The sequence below is a fragment of the Streptomyces sp. NPDC005070 genome (assembly GCF_053600395.1).
The window spans coordinates 81473-98003 of the sequence record NZ_JBSFZS010000013.1 but is presented as its reverse complement, the minus strand read 5'-3'; the positions used below and the strand labels follow the sequence as shown (position 1 = coordinate 98003).

The following is a 16531-nucleotide window of genomic DNA, read 5'->3' as shown; positions in this document are numbered from 1 at the left end:
GCCGTCGCGAGCACCGCCCGTCGGGCGGTGTCCCGCGAGCGGACCGGGGTGACCAGGATGTCGATGACGCCACCGCAGGTCAGACCGACCGCGAAGGCGTCGTCGTCGCTGTAGCCGAAGCGTTCGAGGACGGTCTCGCCGTCCTCCAGCGCCTGCGCGCACAGGTCGTAGACCGCCCCTTCCACACAGCCGCCCGAGACCGAGCCGATCGCCGTGCCGTCGGCGTCGACGGCGAGCGCGGCGCCGGGCCGGCGGGGCGCGCTGCCGCCGACCGCCACCACGGTGGCGACGGCGAAGTCGCGGCCCTGCTCGACCCACCGGTGCAGTTCTTCGGCGATGTCCAGCATGTCTCGGTCTCCTTGGCAGCGGTTGCGTGGAAGGGGGCGGCGGTCAGTGGACGCCCAGCCAGCCCTCGATCGGGTGGAGCGCGAAGTAGACGAAGAAGACCGCCGTCAGACCCCACATGAAGGTCCCGATCTCCCTGGCCCTGCCCTGGGCGGTCTTGATGGCGACGTAACTGATCACACCGGCCGCCACGCCCGCGGTGATCGAATAGGTGAACGGCATGATCACGACCGTCAGGAAGACCGGGACGGCGGTGGCACGGTCGGCCCAGTCGACGTGGCGCGCGTTCGTCATCATCATGGCGCCGATGACCACCAGGGCCGCCGCCGCGATCTCGCCCGGGACGATCGCCGTGAGCGGGGTGAAGAACAGGCAGGCCGCGAAGAGGAGGCCGGTGACGACGGAGGAGAGGCCGGTACGGGCGCCCTCGCCGACGCCGGTCGCGGACTCGACGAAGACCGTCTGGCCGGAGGCTCCGGTCACTCCGCCGACCGCTCCGCCGGCGCCGTCGATGAACAGCGCCTTCGACAGGCCGGGCATCCGGCCCCGGTCGTCGGCCAGTCCGGCCTCGGTGCCGACCCCGATGATCGTGGCCATCGCGTCGAAGAAGCCGGCCAGCACCAGAGTGAAGACGATCATGCCGACCGTCATGGCGCCGACCTGGCCCCAGCCGCCGAACTCGACCTTGCCGAAGAGCGAGAAGTCCGGCATCGAGACGGCGCTGCCGTGCAGTTCGGGGGCGCCGCCGGCCCACTGTCCGGGGGCGATGACGCCGGTCACGTCGAGGACGACGGACAGGGCCGTGCCGGAGACGATGCCGATGAGGATCGCGCCGGGGACCCCCCGCGCCTGGAGCGCGAAGATCAGCAGCAGGGTCGCGGCGAAGAGCAGCACCGGCCAGCCGGCGAGTTCGCCGGTGGGGCCGAGGGTGAGGGTGAGGGGGGTGGCCTTGCCCTGGTGCACGAAGCCGGCCTTGACCAGGCCGATCAGCGCGATGAACAGGCCGATGCCCATGGTGATGGCGTGCTTGAGCGCCAGCGGGATCGCGTTCATGATCATCTCGCGTAGCCCGGTGACGACCAGGAGCATGATGACCACGCCGTACATCACGCACATGCCCATGGCCTGCGGCCAGGTCATCTGCGGGACGACCTGCGAGGAGAGCACTCCGGACACCGAGAGCCCGGCGGCGAGGGCGAGCGGCACCTTGCCGACGAAGCCCATGAGAAGGGTGGTGAAGGCCGCCGCGAACGCGGTCGCGGTGATCAGGGCCTTCTGCCCGAGCACGTCCCCCGCCACGTCCTTGCCGGACAGGATGAGGGGGTTGAGCAGCAGGATGTACGCCATCGCCATGAAGGTGGTGACGCCGCCGCGCACCTCACGCGCGATCGAGCTCTCCCGCCGGGAGATGTGGAAGTACCGGTCGAGCCAAGACCGTCCGGCCGGGACGCGGCTGCCCGCGCCCGCGTCCTGCGCGGTGGTCTTCGGCTCCAGTGACTGCTGGGTCATGTGGGCCTGCTCCCAAGGTTCAAAGGGACACCCGGACAGCCGTCCTGACGGCTGGTCAACCGCTGGTGCGGTTGCGGGATTTGGGAAGGTGCTTGGGCCGCACGACCCGGGGGACGGCCCGAGACGAACGTGGGAATCGATGGGAACGAGAGGAACTCCGTTGCCGTGCTTGCCTCCGGGCGGCGCGGCGGCCTGTGACGTTCCCGGTGCCGCCCGGAGAGGACTGCCCGGCGCCTACGCGGTCCCCGTGAGGTGTTCGGGGCGTACCGGCGTCCGGTCGAGCTCCAGACCCGTCGCGTTCCGGATCGCCGCGAGGACGGCCGGAGTGGACGACAGGGTCGGGGCCTCGCCGACGCCACGGAGCCCGTACGGGGCGTGGTCGTCGGCGAGTTCGAGCACGTCGACGGGGATGGTCGGCGTGTCGAGGATGGTGGGGATCAGGTAGTCCGTGAAGGAGGGGTTGCGCACCTTCGCGGTCTTCGGGTCGACGATGATCTCCTCCATGACCGCGATGCCCAGGCCCTGGGTGGTGCCACCCTGGATCTGGCCGATGACGGACAGCGGGTTGAGTGCCTTGCCGACGTCCTGGGCGCAGGCCAGTTCGATGACCTTGACCAGTCCGAGTTCGGTGTCCACCTCGACGACGGCGCGGTGCGCGGCGAAGGAGTACTGGACATGGCCGTTGCCCTGCCCGGTGCGCAGGTCGAAGGGTTCGGTGGGACGGTGGCGCCACTCGGCCTCGATCTCGACGGCCTCTCCTTCGAGCACGTCGGCGAGATCGGCGAGCACCTCGCCGCCGTCGGTGACGACCTTGCCGCCCTCCAGGAGGAGTTCGGCGGTGGCCCACGCGGGGTGGTACGTACCGAACTTGCGGCGGCCGATCTCCAGGACCTTCTCGCGGACCAGCTCGCAGGAGTTCTTGACGGCGCCGCCGGTGACGTACGTCTGACGGGAGGCGGACGTCGAACCGGCGCTGCCCACACGGGTGTCGGCCGGCTGGATGGTCACCTGGGCGACACCCAGTTCGGTGCGGGCGATCTGCGCGTGGACGGTGACGCCGCCCTGACCGACCTCCGCCATCGCGGTGTGCACGGTGGCGACCGGCACACCGCCGACGACCTCCATGCGGACCCGCGCCGTCGAGTAGTCGTCGAAGCCCTCGGAGAAGCCGACGTTCTTGATGCCGACGGCGTACCCGATCCCGCGGACGACGCTCTCGCCGTGCGTGGTGTTGGACAGACCGCCGGGCAACTGCCGTACGTCCGCGGCCTCGCCCGCGGACAGCCACTGCCGCTCGGGCGGAAGGGGCATCGCCTTGACGCGGCGCAGGAGTTCGGCGACCGGGGCCGGTGAGTCGACGCGCTGTCCGGTCGGCAGGAGCGAGCCCTGTTCCATCGCGTTGAGCTGACGGAACGCGACCCGGTCCATGCCCACCCGGTCGGCGAGCTTGTCCATCTGCGCCTCGTACGCGAAGCACGCCTGGACCGCGCCGAAGCCGCGCATGGCCCCGCAGGGCGGGTTGTTGGTGTAGAGCGCGATCGCCTCGATGTCGACGTCGTCGACCACGTACGGGCCGACGCCGAGCGAGGAGGCGTTGCCGACGACCGCCGGGGAGGCCGACGCGTAGGCGCCGCCGTCGAGCACGATCCGCGCCTTGACGTGGGTCAGTTTGCCGTCCTTGGTCGCCCCGTGTTCGTAGTACAGCTTCGCGGGGTGGCGGTGGACGTGCCCGAAGAAGGACTCGAAGCGGTTGTAGACGATCTTGACGGGCTTGCCGGTGCGCAGGGCCAGCAGACAGGCGTGGATCTGCATCGACAGGTCCTCGCGGCCGCCGAACGCGCCGCCGACCCCGGAGAGGGTCATCCGGACCTTGTCCTCGGGCAGGCCGAGGACCGGGGCGATCTGGCGCAGGTCGGAGTGCAGCCACTGGGTGGCGATGTAGAGCTCGACGCCGCCGTCCTCGCAGGGCACGGCGAGGCCGGACTCCGGTCCGAGGAAGGCCTGGTCCTGCATGCCGAAGGTGTACTCGCCCCGGACGACGAAGTCGGCCCTCCTCGCGGCCTGTTCGGCGTCGCCGCGCACGATCGGCTGACGGTGCACGATGTTCGGGTGCGGGACATGGCCGATGTGGTGGTCGTCGCGGCCCTCGTGGACGAGAACCGCGTCGGGCGCGGTCGCGGACGCCTCGTCGGTGATGACCGGCAGCTCGCGGTACTCCACCCTGATCTTGGCGGCGGCGCGGCGCGCGGTCTCCGGGTGGTCGGCGGCGACGATGGCGACGGGCTCGCCGTGGTGACGTACCTTGCCGTGCGCGAGGACCGGGGTGTCCTGGATCTCCAGGCCGTAGTTGCGCACCTCGGTGGGCAGGTCGTCGTACGTCATGACGGCGTACACACCGGGCTGCGCGAGGGCCTCGGAGGTGTCGATGGACACGATCTCGGCGTGCGCGACCGTGGAGCGCAGGATCTGCCCCCACAGCATGTCCTCGTGCCACATGTCGGAGGAGTACGCGAACTCGCCGGTGACCTTGAGGGTGCCGTCGGGGCGGAGGGTGGACTCGCCGACGCCTCCCTTGGTGCGGGAGCCCTGGGTGATGTTCGTGGGTGTGCCGGTGGTTCCCATGGTCAGACCGCCTCGGACTGCCGGGCGGCCGCGAGGCGGACCGCGTCCATGATCTTCTCGTAGCCGGTGCAGCGGCACAGGTTGCCCGAGAGCGCCTCGCGGATGTCCGCGTCGCTCGGGTTCGGGGTGCGTTCCAGCATCTCGTCCGCCGCGATCAGCAGACCCGGGGTGCAGAAGCCGCACTGGACGGCTCCGGCGTCGATGAACGCCTGCTGCACGGGCGAGAGTTCGGCGCCCTCGCCGGTCTGCGAGTCCTGCCCCTTGGCCGCCCATTGCTGGGCCTCGTCGAGTGAAACACCCGCGACCTCCCGTGTGTTGCAGGTCCCGGTCGCACAACCGGCGTGCTCGGCACGCTGCTTGGCGAAGTCGGCCAGCCCCTCGACGGTGACGACCTCGCGGCCCTCGGCCTGGCCGGCGGCGACCAGACAGGAACACACGGGCACACCGTCCAGACGGACGGTGCAGGAGCCGCACTCGCCCTGCTCACAGGCGTTCTTGGAGCCGGGCAGGCCGAGCCGCTCGCGCAGCACGTACAGGAGGCTCTCGCCCTCCCAGACGTCGTCGGCCTCCTGCCTGCGGCCGTTGACCGTGAAGTTGACACGCATTACGCGACTCCCTCCGTACGGGCGGCGGTGCCGCGGTAGGACTCCCAGGTCCACATCAGCGTGCGCCGGGCCATGACACCGACCGCGTGGCGGCGGTAGCTCGCCGTGCCGCGGACGTCGTCGATCGGGTTGCAGGCGGCGGAGCACAGCACGGCGAACTGCTTCGCCACCGAGGGGGTGATGATCTTTCCGTTGTCCCAGAAGCCGCCCTCGTCGAGCGCCGCGTTCAGGAACTCCTCGGCGGTCTTCGCGCGGACCGGGGTGGGCGCGGCCGAGCCGATGCCGGTGCGGACCGTACGGGTCTCGGGGTGCAGGGCCAGGCCGAAGGCGCACACCGCGATCACCATGGCGTTGCGCGTGCCGACCTTGGAGTACTGCTGCGGTCCGTCCGCCTTCTTGATGTGGACGGCGCGGATGAGCTCGTCGGGCGCGAGCGCGTTGCGCTTCACGCCGGTGTAGAAGTCGTCGATCGGGATCAGCCGCGAACCGCGCACCGACTCGGCCTCGACCTCGGCACCCGCCGCGAGGAGGGCGGGGTGGGCGTCGCCGGCCGGGGAGGCGGTGCCGAGGTTGCCGCCGACACCGCCGCGGTTGCGGATCTGCGGGGAGGCCACCGTGTGGGAGGCGAGCGCCAGCCCGGGAAGCTCACGGCGCAGGTGCTCCATGATCCCGGTGTACGGGACGGAGGCACCCAGGCGCACGCTCTTCCCGCCGGCCTCCCAGTCGCTCAGCTCCCCGATGCGGTTCAGGTCGAGCAGGTACTCGGGCCTGCGGTGATCGAAGTTGATCTCGACCATCACGTCGGTGCCACCCGCAATCGGCACAGCGGTGGGGTGCTCGGCCTTCGCGGCGAGCGCCTCCTCCCAACTGGCGGGGCGAAGGAAGTCCATGAGTGGCTCTCTTCATTCGTGTCGTGGGCGTTCTGATCAAGCCAGATCGGGTGCGGCGTCCTCGGCTCGTTCAAGAGGTCTCAACAGCGGAGTGAGGTCAGTACACAGCGGGCTCCGGCGCCGGGGTCAGTCACCGAAACCATGAAGGAGTTCGCTGGCCAGCGCGCGCATCTTGTAGATTCGTATGAACCGAGGCCATCGGCAACCTCTTCGTTTTCCTCTGGAAACAATCAGCACAGTCCTCCGGAAACAGACGGCCGGTCCTCTGGAAGCAGGGACACGGCCCCGGTGGAAACGGGGACGCGGCCCGATGGAACCCGAGGCCCCGGGACCGGTACCGCCGGTGACCGGAACCCACGGACCGCTCCGCGGAGCCCGGGACGCCGAAGGGCCTCACCACCGATCCATCGTAGATTTCGAGACAAAGAACGGCGGCGACGAGAATGCGGCTGCGCGCACTGCTGGACACGGACGCGCTGGGCCTGCGGCTGCTCGGCGGCGAGGACGAGCTCGACCGCACCGTGCGCGGCGTGATGACCACCGACCTCAAGGACCCGAGCCGCTACCTCTCGGGCGGCGAGCTGGTCCTCACCGGCCTCGCCTGGCGGCACGACGCGGAGGACTCCGAACCGTTCGTCCGCATCCTCGTGGGCACCGGGGTGGCGGCCCTGGCCGCGGGCGAGGCGGAGCTCGGCGACATCCCCGACGACCTGATCGTGGCCTGCGCCCGGCACCGGCTGCCGCTGTTCGCCGTGAACGAGTCGGTCGCCTTCGCCACGATCACCGAGCACGTCGTGCGCCAGGTCTCCGGCGAGCGCGCCGGGGATCTCGCCGCCGTGGTCGAGCGGCACCGGCGGATGATGACCTCGGGCCCCGCGGGCGGCGGCCCCGACGTCGTCCTCGATCTCCTCGGCACCGACCTCGACCTGCGCGCCTGGGTCCTCTCCCCCGCCGGACGGCCCATCGCGGGCTCGAAGCTCGCGGGCGGCGCGCTGCCCGCGGGCACCCGCGCCGAGCTGGCCGCGGCGCATCTGGCGGCGGTCCGCAGCGGGCGCCGGGGGCCGCACCGGGTGACCGTGGGCCCGGCGATGTACTCGCTCTTCCCGGTCCGCTCCTCCGGCCGGGCCACGGGCGCCTTCCGGGACGTCCGCGAGACGGTCCTCTCCGACTGGCTGCTCGCCGTCGAGGCGGACGCCGGGGACTGGCCCGACGAGCGGCTCGACCTGCTCCAGGGCGTCACCCAGCTCATCGCGGTGGAGCGGGACCGGCGGGACGCGGCGCGCACGGTGCGCCGACGGCTCGCGCAGGAGGTCCTGGAGCTGGTCCAGACGGGGGCCGCGCCCGCCGAGATCGCGGCCCGGCTGCGGGTCGCGGCGCCGGTACTGCTGCCGGGCCTCGGCGCGGCCCCGCACTGGCAGGTCGTGGTGGCGCGCGTCGAGTGGGACGGCGGCGAGATCGCGGGCGGCCCGGTCGCCCAGGCGCTGCTGGAGGAGATCCTCGTCGACCCGCTGTCGCCGGGCCCCGAACTCTCCGACCGGATCGCCGTCGCCCACACGGGGGACGAGGCGGTCGCGCTCGTCCCCCTTCCGGCGGTCGCCTCCGACGAGGACGGCTCCGAGCCCGGTCTGCACGCCGACACCCTGCTGACGGCCGTACGGGAACCGCTCTCGGCCGGTCTGAACGACGACGGGCGACTCACCATCGGCGTCAGCGCGGCCGTCCACTCCGCCGAGGGGCTGCGCGGCGCCCTGGAGGAGGCGCGGCACGCCCGCCGGGTCGCCGCGGCCCGCCCCGGACGGGTCTGCGCCGCCGGACACCAGGAGCTGGCCTCGCACGTCCTGCTGCTGCCGTTCGTCCCGGACGACGTGCGCCGCGCCTTCACCGCCCGTCTGCTGGACCCGCTGCGCGAGTACGACAGCCGGCACCGCGCGGAGCTGATCCCGACCCTGGAGGCGTTCCTGGACTGCGACGGGTCCTGGACGCGCTGTGCGGCCCGTCTGCACCTCCACGTCAACACGCTGCGCTACCGCGTCGGACGTATCGAGCAGTTGACGAGTCGTGATCTGTCGAGGCTGGAAGACAAGTTGGACTTCTTCCTGGCACTGCGGATGAGCTGACTCCGGGAGCCCTCCGCGGCGCGTTACGGGACCGACGACTTTGTGAAATCCTTCACCCACCCCCTTGGCCGGGCCCGGTGATCCGTGCTGAGATGCCACCACTCAACAGCTCAATGGCGTGCTCGGGGAGGGCAACGTGGCGCATACCGCCATGTCTGGTACCGGAACGACTGCAGGGGACGATCCACTCCAGACCGCGGTATGGCGGCTGCGCTCGCGCGCCTGCTGGGCCGACGCGGCCGCGCTGATCCAGCCGCACGCGGCGGGGCCGGCGCTGCAGAGAGCGTCGCTCCTGGTCGAGCGCTGTCTCTACACCGAGCAGGGCTGGGCCGACGCGGAGGATGCGCTGCGCACCGCCGAGGCGCTGGCGCAGAGCGACGACGAGCGCGGTGCCGCCGCCTGCGAGCGGGGCCAACTCGCCTACGCGGCGACCCTGCTGGGCGTGCGCGACCGGGCCGACGAGGCCCGCGCGGCGCTGGGCCGGGCCGCGGCACTGCTCGCGCCGGGCGCGCCGGGCAGGGCGCTGCTGGACTTCCGGCGCGGGCTGCTCGCCGAGAACCTCGCGCACGCGCCGCAGGCGGCCCGCGCCGCGTACCGGCGGGCGCACGCGGGCGCGACCGCCCAGAACGACGCGCTGCTGCTGTCCTTCACCTGGCGGCATCTCGCCGGAATCGCCTTGCACGAAGGGGAGTTGGCGGAGGCCCGGCACGGGTTCGCCGAATCCCTGCGGATCCGCGAGGAACTCGGGTACCTGGTCGGTACGGCACCGGCGCTGGCGTCCCTCGCCGACGCCGAGACCGAGCCGGAGGCGTCGCGGCTACGGGCGGAGGCGGGCCGTCTGTTCCGCCTGCTCGGGGGCGTTCCCCTGTGGCTGGCGGACCAGTTGACCCCGGTACCCCCGGCTGCCACGGCCTGATCGGGTACGGGGCGCACGTCCGCGGCCGGACCAGGCCCGGGGCCGGACGGCTGCCGTCGGCAGGAGCCCCCGCACCCGTGCGGGGGCCGGCGCCCGTACAGGAGCGATGGCCGTACGGGACCGGCGCTCCTGGTGGAGCCCCGCGTTCCTCCTGGAACGGCTCCGTCAGGGCGCGCCGGTGAAGTGTTCGCGCACCAGCGCCTGGACGACCGTCAGGTCCTCGGCGATCAACGCGTCCAGCAGCGCGGTGTGTTCGGCCGCGTCGGCCACCAGGTCGGCGCGGCCCCGGGAGACGGGACCGCCGACGAGCGGCCACTGGGCACGGCGGTGCAGATCGTCGGCGATGCGCACCAACTGCGCGTTGCCCGCGAGGGCGAGGACCGCGCGATGGAAGGAACGGTCGGACTCCGCGTAGGTCGCACGGCAGCCCGAGGTGGCGGCCCGCACGGTGGCCTCGGCGAGCGGGCGCAGCTCGGCCCAGCGGGCGGCGGACACGGTGCGCGCGAGCCGGAGCATCACCGGGACCTCGATCAGGCCCCGGATCTCGGCGAGTTCGGCCAGTTCCCGGGTGCCGCGCTCGATGACGCGGAAGCCCCGGTTGGGGACGACCTCGACGGCGCCTTCGAGGGCGAGTTGCTGCATCGCCTCCCGGACGGGCGTCGCCGACACCCCGAACCGCTCGCCGAGCGCGGGCGCCGAGTACACCGCACCGGGGGCGAGTTCACCCGATACGAGCGCGGTACGCAGGGCGTCGAGGATCTGCCCCCGCACGGAGGCGCGCTGAACGACGGGACGGGCGGTCTCGGCGCGGACGGCCGGGCGGGCCTCCTCCCGGTGCGCCGGGCGGGCGTTCGGCTCGCGTGCCCCCGGGCGGGCCTCCTCGGTGCGCGCGACGCGGGCGCCCTGGGTGTCCGCTCCCGGCCGGGCCTCGTCCGTCCGGGTGGGGCCGGTGTTCTCCGGGCGGCCGGCGGGCGCGGGCCCGGCGGCCCCGGGGTTCGGCGCGGGGTGGGCGTCGTCCGCGCGTACGGCGGGACGGGTGCCCTCGGTGCGCGGGCGCGGGATCGGCGCCTCGCTGTGCGTGTGCTCACCACGGGCCGAGGCCAGGACGACGGGAAGACCGCCACCCGGTCCGGCGCCGGGTCCGTCGCCCACGACTCCCGCGGGCAGCGCCCCGACCCGCCCCGCGTCCACGGGCCCCGGCTGCCGCGGAACCCGGAGGGCGCCCGCCTGGATGTCCGGGGCCCACGGCCCGGTGGAGCCGTGCGCGCTGCGCGGACCGGCCTGTTCCACGGTTCCTCCTCCGGGTCGGTGGTACGTCGGTGGTACTGGGGGTCATGGTGTCGGTTGTTACCAGTCCGTCAAGCACGATAGGCGCACACGGGCCCGGTTCAAACACCCGCGCGACAGGGTAAGGTAAGGCTTACCTGCTAACGATCGTGAAGCGATGGTTCCGCATGTCCACTCCCACGCTGTTGGCCGAAGCCGCCACGACCGTCCCGGCGGCCACGCCCGCCCCGGCCGGTCCGGGCGCGCTCGCCGCCGGCGTGTCGCCCGTCGCCGAGGCCTACGCGCGGCTGACCGAGGTCTTCCCCGACCTGAGCGTCACGGAGCTGGGAGCGGGCGAAACGGCCCCGCGGGGCGCGGGTTGGGCCGCCGCCGCCCGGCTCGCCGAGGGCGGCCCCGACCTCGACGCGTTCCTCGCCTGGGACGAGGCCCAGGTGCTCCGGGACTACGGCACCCGGGCACGGCCGGACGTCGTGGCCGGCTTCGGACTGCACCGCTACGCCTGGCCGGCCTGCCTGCTGATCACCGTGCCGTGGTTCCTTCGGCGCCGGGTGCCCCGCCTGCCTGTGGAGGACGTCACATTCCAGCGTGAGCTCGGCCGGATGGCCGTCCGGATCACCACGTTCGCCTGCCTGCCGGACGACCCGGCCGCCACCCTGCCGGGCGCCCGCGTCGTACCGGACGAGGAGGCGCTGCGCGCGGAGGTGCGGTCCGCGGTGGCCGAGCACCTGGAGCCGATCCTCGGCGGTTTCGGGCCGCGCATGCGGCGGCGCGGCCGGGCACTGTGGGGCATGGCCACGGACGAGATAGTCGAAGGCCTCTGGTACGTCGCCGATCTGCTCGGCGAGGAACGGCGCGCGATGCGCGAGCTCGAACTGCTGCTCCCGGACTCGACCCGGCCGTACGTCGGTTCGCCGTCCTTCCGCGAACTGACCGGTCCCGAAGGGCAGTCCCTGCCGACCCGCGACCGGGTGAGCTGCTGCCTCTTCTACACCGTGCACCCCGACGACACCTGCGCCACCTGCCCGCGCACCTGCGACGCGGACCGGATCACCAAGTCAGCCACCGCCCAGTCGAGTTGACACGACCGGGGCGAGCGCGCGACCGTACGCACCCCCGGGACCGGATCCGGTCGCGGCACTCTCGGGGAACCCGCGCGGCGCCCCAGGAGCATCCACGGATCACAGGTACTTCACACATTCCTCACTTGTCCCAGGAACTTTCCGCGGAACCACCCGTATGGGTAGTCTTATTCGTACTCAACTCCCGTCTCTCGCGCGGCAGTTCGAGCAGAGAGTCGCCCTGCGCACCTTCCTGCACTTCCTTGGCGGCCTCTTGCCCCGAATACCCCTGAGGGCCGATGTGATTGGGCCACTATGGCGGGCGTTACGCCCTCTCCCCATGCAAGGGACCCCCGATGAGACTGACCGACATATCGCTGAACTGGCTGCTTCCAGGCGCCGTTCTGCTCCTGGGCCTGCTGGCGGCGGTGGCGGTGCTGGCACGCGGCAAGCGGTCCGGGGACAGCACGAGCAGCGACGACTCGTGGGAGCGCACCGAGGAGCGCCGCAGGCGTAAGGAAGCCGTCTACGGCACGGCCTCCTATGTCCTGCTGTTCTGCTGTGCCGCCGTCGCGGCGGCACTCTCCTTCCACGGCCTGGTCGGCTTCGGCCAGCAGAACCTCGGCCTCTCCGACGGCTGGGAGTACCTCGTCCCGTTCGGCCTGGACGGGGCGGCGATGTTCTGTTCCGTCCTCGCGGTGCGCGAGGCCAGCCACGGCGACGCGGCGCTCGGCTCCCGCATACTCGTGTGGACCTTCGCCGGTGCCGCGGCCTGGTTCAACTGGGTGCACGCGCCCAGGGGCATCGACCACGCGGGCGCTCCGCAGTTCTTCGCGGGCATGTCCCTGTCGGCCGCCGTCCTGTTCGACCGGGCCCTGAAGCAGACCCGCCGGGCCGCCCTGCGCGAGCAGGGCCTGGTGCCGCGTCCGCTGCCGCAGATCCGTATCGTCCGCTGGCTGCGCGCACCCCGTGAGACGTACAGCGCGTGGTCGCTGATGCTCCTGGAGAACGTCCGGTCCCTGGACGAGGCCGTGGACGAGGTGCGCGAGGACCGGCGCCAGAAGGAGCAGAACCGGCTGCGCCGCCGCAACGAGGAGCGGGTGGAGCGGGCGCACCTCAAGGCGCTCAGCCGCGGCTTCCCCGGACGCGGCGCCGCACGGGAACTGGAGACCACGACCGTGGAGCGGGCGCCCGCCGGAGCCTCCACGGAGCCTGCGATATCCACATCCGCCGCGGAGCAGCTTCCCGTCCGGTCGCGGCCCTCCCTCACTCCCGTCCGCAAGAGCACCGAGCCGATCACCGTCGACCTCACCACGGAGGACGACACGATGGCCCTGCCCCGGCTCGACTCCCTGGAGCGCAAACTCAAGGATCTCGAACGGCAGTTCGGCTGATCCGTAGGCGGCCCGGACAGCCCGTCCGGAGTTCCGGACGGGCCCGGACACGACAGCGGCGGCGCGGTGTTCCTACACCGCGTCGCCGTTCAGTTCGAACCACACCGCCTTGCCCACCCCGTGCGACCGGACGCCCCACGCGTCGGCCAGGGACTGGACGAGGACGAGACCTCTGCCGTGCGTACCGTCGTCGGCGTTCGGTGCGCACAGTCTGGGCCTGCGTCCCACGAAGTCCCGGACCTCCACGCGCAGTGCGCGCGGTCCGATCGTCGCGGTCAGGACGGCGTCGTCATCCGTATGGATCAACGCGTTGGTGACGAGCTCGCTGGTCAGGAGCTCCGCCGTCTCGGCCCTGCCCGGTTTCCCCCACTGCCGTAAGTGTTCCCTCAGCGCCCTGCGTGCTTCGGGCACCGCCCGCAGATCCGCCTTGCCCAGCCGGCGCCTGAGCTGCGCGCCGTCCGGTCCGTCCATCGCCCCCTCGGACGCTTCCTCCACTGTTTCGGTGGAGAAGGCCCCTCTGGTCATGGGACCACCTCCTGGTGCCTGCCGCTTCATGACCCCCGCCTGCGTGCCGATGTCGGGTCCCCTCTGCTCGAACACGTTCACGGGATCCATGCCCTCTTCGGGAACGTGACAGTCATGTCGAATCATCAACCAGCCCTCGTACGGCCACGGGTGCGCGACGCCCGCACGGGGAAGTGAAGCCTTCGACAGAGCCGTCCGAGCGCCGAGGAGCCGCCGTGCACGACGACCGTTCGCAGGTGGAGGCCCGTCTGGAGCGCGCGCTGCGGCAGTTCCTGCGCCCCGCCCAGTACGGGGAGCGGGTCCCGCTCACGCTCTCCGCATGGCATGTGCCGGGCGAGCCGGTGCCCGTCGGGCAGGCGCTCCAAGCCTCCTACGAGCCCTTCACGGCCGGCACGGTCTGGGGAAAGCCCTGGTCGACGACCTGGTTCCGCATCGAGGGCCGGGTGCCCGGGGAATGGTCGGGGCGTCGCGTGGAGGTGGTGATCGACCCCGGGTTCACCGGGGACGGGCCCGGCTTCCAGGCGGAGGGACTGCTGTACGACCCCTCGGGCGTCCCCCTCAAGGGCATCCACCCGCGCAACCGCCACCTGACGGTCGGGGCGCCGGCGAGGGGAGGCGAGGCGGTGCGCCTGCTGTTGGAGGCGGCCGCGAACCCCGCCGTCCTGCACGGCTTCGAGCCCACACGTCTGGGAGACGTGCTGACCGCCGGGGATGGGCCGATCTACCGATTCGCGGCTGCCGATCTCGCCGTACTGGACGAAGACGTGTGGCATCTGGTCCTCGACACCGAGGTCCTGTCGGAACTGATGTACGAGCTGGATCCGCAGCGGCCGCGACGCCACGAGATCCTGCGCGCCCTGGAGAACATGCTCGACGCCCTCGATCTGCACGACGTGTCCGGCACGGCCGCGGCAGCTCGGGCCGAGCTGACGGAGGTGCTGGCGCGGCCCGCGTCGGCCAGCGCGCACCGCGTCTCGGCGACCGGACACGCGCACATCGACTCAGCGTGGCTGTGGCCGCTGCGCGAGACGGTCCGCAAGGCCTCCCGGACCTTCGCCAACGTCACCGCGCTCGCCCTCGACTACCCGGAACTGGTCTTCGCCTGCTCCCAGGCCCAGCAGTACGCCTGGGTCAAGGAGCACCAGCCGCACCTCTGGGAACGCATCAAGAAGACGGTGGAGCAGGGCAATTGGGCTCCGGTGGGTTCCATGTGGGTGGAGTCCGACGCCAACATGCCCGGCGGTGAGGCGCTGGCCCGGCAGATCGTGCACGGCAAGCGGTTCTTCCGGGAGGAGCTGGGCGTCGAGACCGAGGAGATCTGGCTGCCGGACTCCTTCGGCTACACGGCCGCCTTCCCGCAACTGGCCAAGCTCGCCGGCGTCCGCTGGTTCCTCACCCAGAAGCTGAGCTGGAACCAGACCAACAAGATGCCCCACCACACCTTCTGGTGGGAGGGCATCGACGGCACCCGGGTCTTCACCCACTTCCCGCCCGTCGACACCTACAACTCACAGTTCCACGGCAGTGAACTGGCCCACGCGGAACGCAACTTCGCCGAGAAGGGCCTGGCCACCCGCTCGCTGGCCCCGTTCGGCTGGGGCGACGGCGGGGGCGGCCCGACCCGCGAGATGCTGGAGAAGGCCCGCCGTCTGCGGTCCCTGGAGGGCTCGCCCACGGTCCGGATCGAGAAACCCGAGGCGTTCTTCGCCGCCGCCGAGGAGGAGTACGGGGCACACGCGCCGGTGTGGTCGGGCGAGCTGTATCTGGAGCTGCACCGGGCCACCTACACCACGCAGGCCAAGACCAAGCAGGGCAACCGCCGCTCCGAACACGCGCTGCGCGAGGCCGAGTTGTGGTGTGCGACGGCCGCCGTGCGCGATCCGTCGTACAGCTACCCGTACGACGCGCTGGACCGGCTCTGGAAGACCGTGCTGCTCCATCAGTTCCACGACATCCTGCCAGGCTCCTCCATCGCCTGGGTGCACCGGGAGGCACGCGAGACGTACGCGCGGGTGCTCGCGGAGCTCGAGGAGATCACCGCGGAGGCGGTACGGGCCCTGGGGTCCGGCTCGCCCGCGGTGCTGAACGCCTCGCCGTACGAGCGGACCGAGGTGGCCGGGGACTGGGTGGTGACCGTTCCGGGGCTGGGAACGGCCGTCGTACCGGCCGGCCCCGACCCCGGCCCCGGCCCCACCGTGCGGGCCGGGCAGGCCGACGGTGCCATCGTGCTGGAGAACGACCGGCTGCGGGTGCGGATCGACGCCGACGGGCTGCTGACCTCGGTACGGGATCTCGCGCACGACCGGGAGGTCCTGTGCGCCCCCGGCAATCTGCTCCAGCTCCACCCCGACCACCCCAACGCCTGGGACGCCTGGGACATCGACCGGCACTACCGGCGCACCCGCACGGACCTGACGGCCGCCGAGTCGGTGGAGCTGGTGGAGAGCGGGCCGCTGCGGGCCACCGTGCGCGTCACCCGGGCCTTCGGCTCCTCCCGGATCGTCCAGGAGATCCGGCTGACCGCCGCGAGCCGCCGGGTGGACATCGTGACCGACGTCGACTGGCAGGAGTCGGAGAAGGTCCTCAAGGCCGCGTTCCCGCTCGACGTCCAGGCCGAACGGTCCGCCGCCGAGATCCAGTTCGGTCACGTCCACCGGCCCACCCACGCCAACACCGGCTGGGACGCGGCCCGTTTCGAGATCTGCGCCCACCGCTGGCTGCGGGTCGCCGAGGAGTCGTACGGCGTCGCCGTGCTCAACGACTCGACGTACGGCCACGACGTGACCCGCACACCGCATGCCGACGGCCTCGGCACCACCGTACGGCTGACCTTGCTGCGCGCCCCGCACAGCCCGGACCCCGAGACCGATCTCGGCACGCACCGGTTCACGTACGCGCTGCTGCCGGGGGCCGGTGTCGGGGACGCCGTGGCGGAGGGACTCGCGCTCAATCTGCCGCTGCGCCGGGCCTCGGTGCCGGAATGCGGACCGCTGGTGAGCGTCGGCGACCCCGCCGTCACCGTCGAGTCGGTCAAGCTCGCGGAGGACCGCAGCGGCGATGTCGTGGTGCGGCTGTACGAGTCACGGGGCGGGCGGGCCCGCGCGCGGGTGACCGCCGGTTTCCCGGTGGCCCGGGCCGAGGTGACCGACCTGCTGGAACGGCCGCTGCGGGAGGCCCCGTCGGAGATCGAGCTGCGGCCGTTCCAGATCCTCACCCTGCGCCTGCGGCCCGCCCGGCGGGACCACGGCACAGGAGTGTGAAAG

Annotated in this window: 12 protein-coding genes; 5 read left to right on the top strand and 7 right to left on the bottom strand. The window is 72.1% G+C overall.

The window, feature by feature from the left end:
* From ACWEBX_RS07205 to ACWEBX_RS07185, 5 genes are all read right to left on the bottom strand, one after another.
* Window positions 1-347 (bottom strand): XdhC family protein (locus tag ACWEBX_RS07205; RefSeq protein WP_451883903.1); only part of this gene is annotated, 347 nt, incomplete at its 3' end.
* A 43-nt stretch (window positions 348-390) separates the two neighbouring features.
* Window positions 391-1854 carry an NCS2 family permease gene (locus tag ACWEBX_RS07200; protein WP_451883902.1) on the bottom strand — a complete coding sequence of 488 codons (1464 nt, stop codon included), beginning with the start codon at window positions 1852-1854 and terminating at the stop codon, window positions 391-393.
* A gap of 234 nt (window positions 1855-2088) precedes the next feature.
* Entirely contained in the window at window positions 2089-4476 is a 2388-nt protein-coding gene (locus ACWEBX_RS07195) for a xanthine dehydrogenase family protein molybdopterin-binding subunit (RefSeq protein WP_451883901.1), read from the bottom strand.
* Window positions 4477-4478: 2 nt separating this feature from the next.
* Window positions 4479-5081, bottom strand: a complete 603-nt coding sequence (locus tag ACWEBX_RS07190) for a (2Fe-2S)-binding protein (RefSeq protein ID WP_451883900.1) — start codon at window positions 5079-5081, stop codon at window positions 4479-4481.
* On the bottom strand, window positions 5081-5971 hold the full coding sequence (locus ACWEBX_RS07185; protein ID WP_451883899.1) for an FAD binding domain-containing protein: 891 nt from the start codon (window positions 5969-5971) through the stop codon (window positions 5081-5083). The genes ACWEBX_RS07190 and ACWEBX_RS07185 overlap by 1 nt, the downstream gene beginning before the upstream one ends.
* A 443-nt stretch (window positions 5972-6414) precedes the next feature.
* Here ACWEBX_RS07185 and ACWEBX_RS07180 point away from each other — a divergent pair, with 443 nt between their 5' ends.
* Together ACWEBX_RS07180 and ACWEBX_RS07175 are read left to right on the top strand one after the other, a co-directional pair.
* Entirely contained in the window at window positions 6415-8088 is a 1674-nt protein-coding gene (locus ACWEBX_RS07180) for a PucR family transcriptional regulator (RefSeq protein WP_451883898.1), read from the top strand.
* A gap of 136 nt (window positions 8089-8224) precedes the next feature.
* Window positions 8225-9004, top strand: a complete 780-nt coding sequence (locus ACWEBX_RS07175; RefSeq protein WP_451883897.1) for a hypothetical protein — start codon at window positions 8225-8227, stop codon at window positions 9002-9004.
* A 165-nt stretch (window positions 9005-9169) separates the two neighbouring features.
* On the opposite strand, the gene ACWEBX_RS07170 is transcribed toward ACWEBX_RS07175, so the two are convergent.
* Window positions 9170-10066: a GntR family transcriptional regulator gene (locus tag ACWEBX_RS07170; RefSeq protein ID WP_451883908.1), complete on the bottom strand. Its 897-nt coding sequence runs from the start codon at window positions 10064-10066 to the stop codon at window positions 9170-9172.
* A 392-nt stretch (window positions 10067-10458) separates the two neighbouring features.
* On the opposite strand from ACWEBX_RS07170, the gene ACWEBX_RS07165 reads away from it, so the two are divergent.
* Together ACWEBX_RS07165 and ACWEBX_RS07160 are read left to right on the top strand one after the other, a co-directional pair.
* Window positions 10459-11370: a (2Fe-2S)-binding protein gene (locus ACWEBX_RS07165; protein ID WP_451883896.1), complete on the top strand. Its 912-nt coding sequence runs from the start codon at window positions 10459-10461 to the stop codon at window positions 11368-11370.
* Between the two features lie 335 nt (window positions 11371-11705).
* Window positions 11706-12743: a DUF2637 domain-containing protein gene (locus ACWEBX_RS07160; protein ID WP_451883895.1), complete on the top strand. Its 1038-nt coding sequence runs from the start codon at window positions 11706-11708 to the stop codon at window positions 12741-12743.
* A 72-nt stretch (window positions 12744-12815) separates the two neighbouring features.
* On the opposite strand, the gene ACWEBX_RS07155 is transcribed toward ACWEBX_RS07160, so the two are convergent.
* Entirely contained in the window at window positions 12816-13214 is a 399-nt protein-coding gene (locus ACWEBX_RS07155) for an ATP-binding protein (protein ID WP_451883907.1), read from the bottom strand.
* Window positions 13215-13483: 269 nt separating this feature from the next.
* Between ACWEBX_RS07155 and ACWEBX_RS07150 the strand changes: the two genes are divergently transcribed.
* Window positions 13484-16528, top strand: coding sequence for an alpha-mannosidase (locus ACWEBX_RS07150; protein WP_451883894.1), 3045 nt, complete (start codon window positions 13484-13486; stop codon window positions 16526-16528).
* Window positions 16529-16531: the final 3 nt, after the last annotated feature.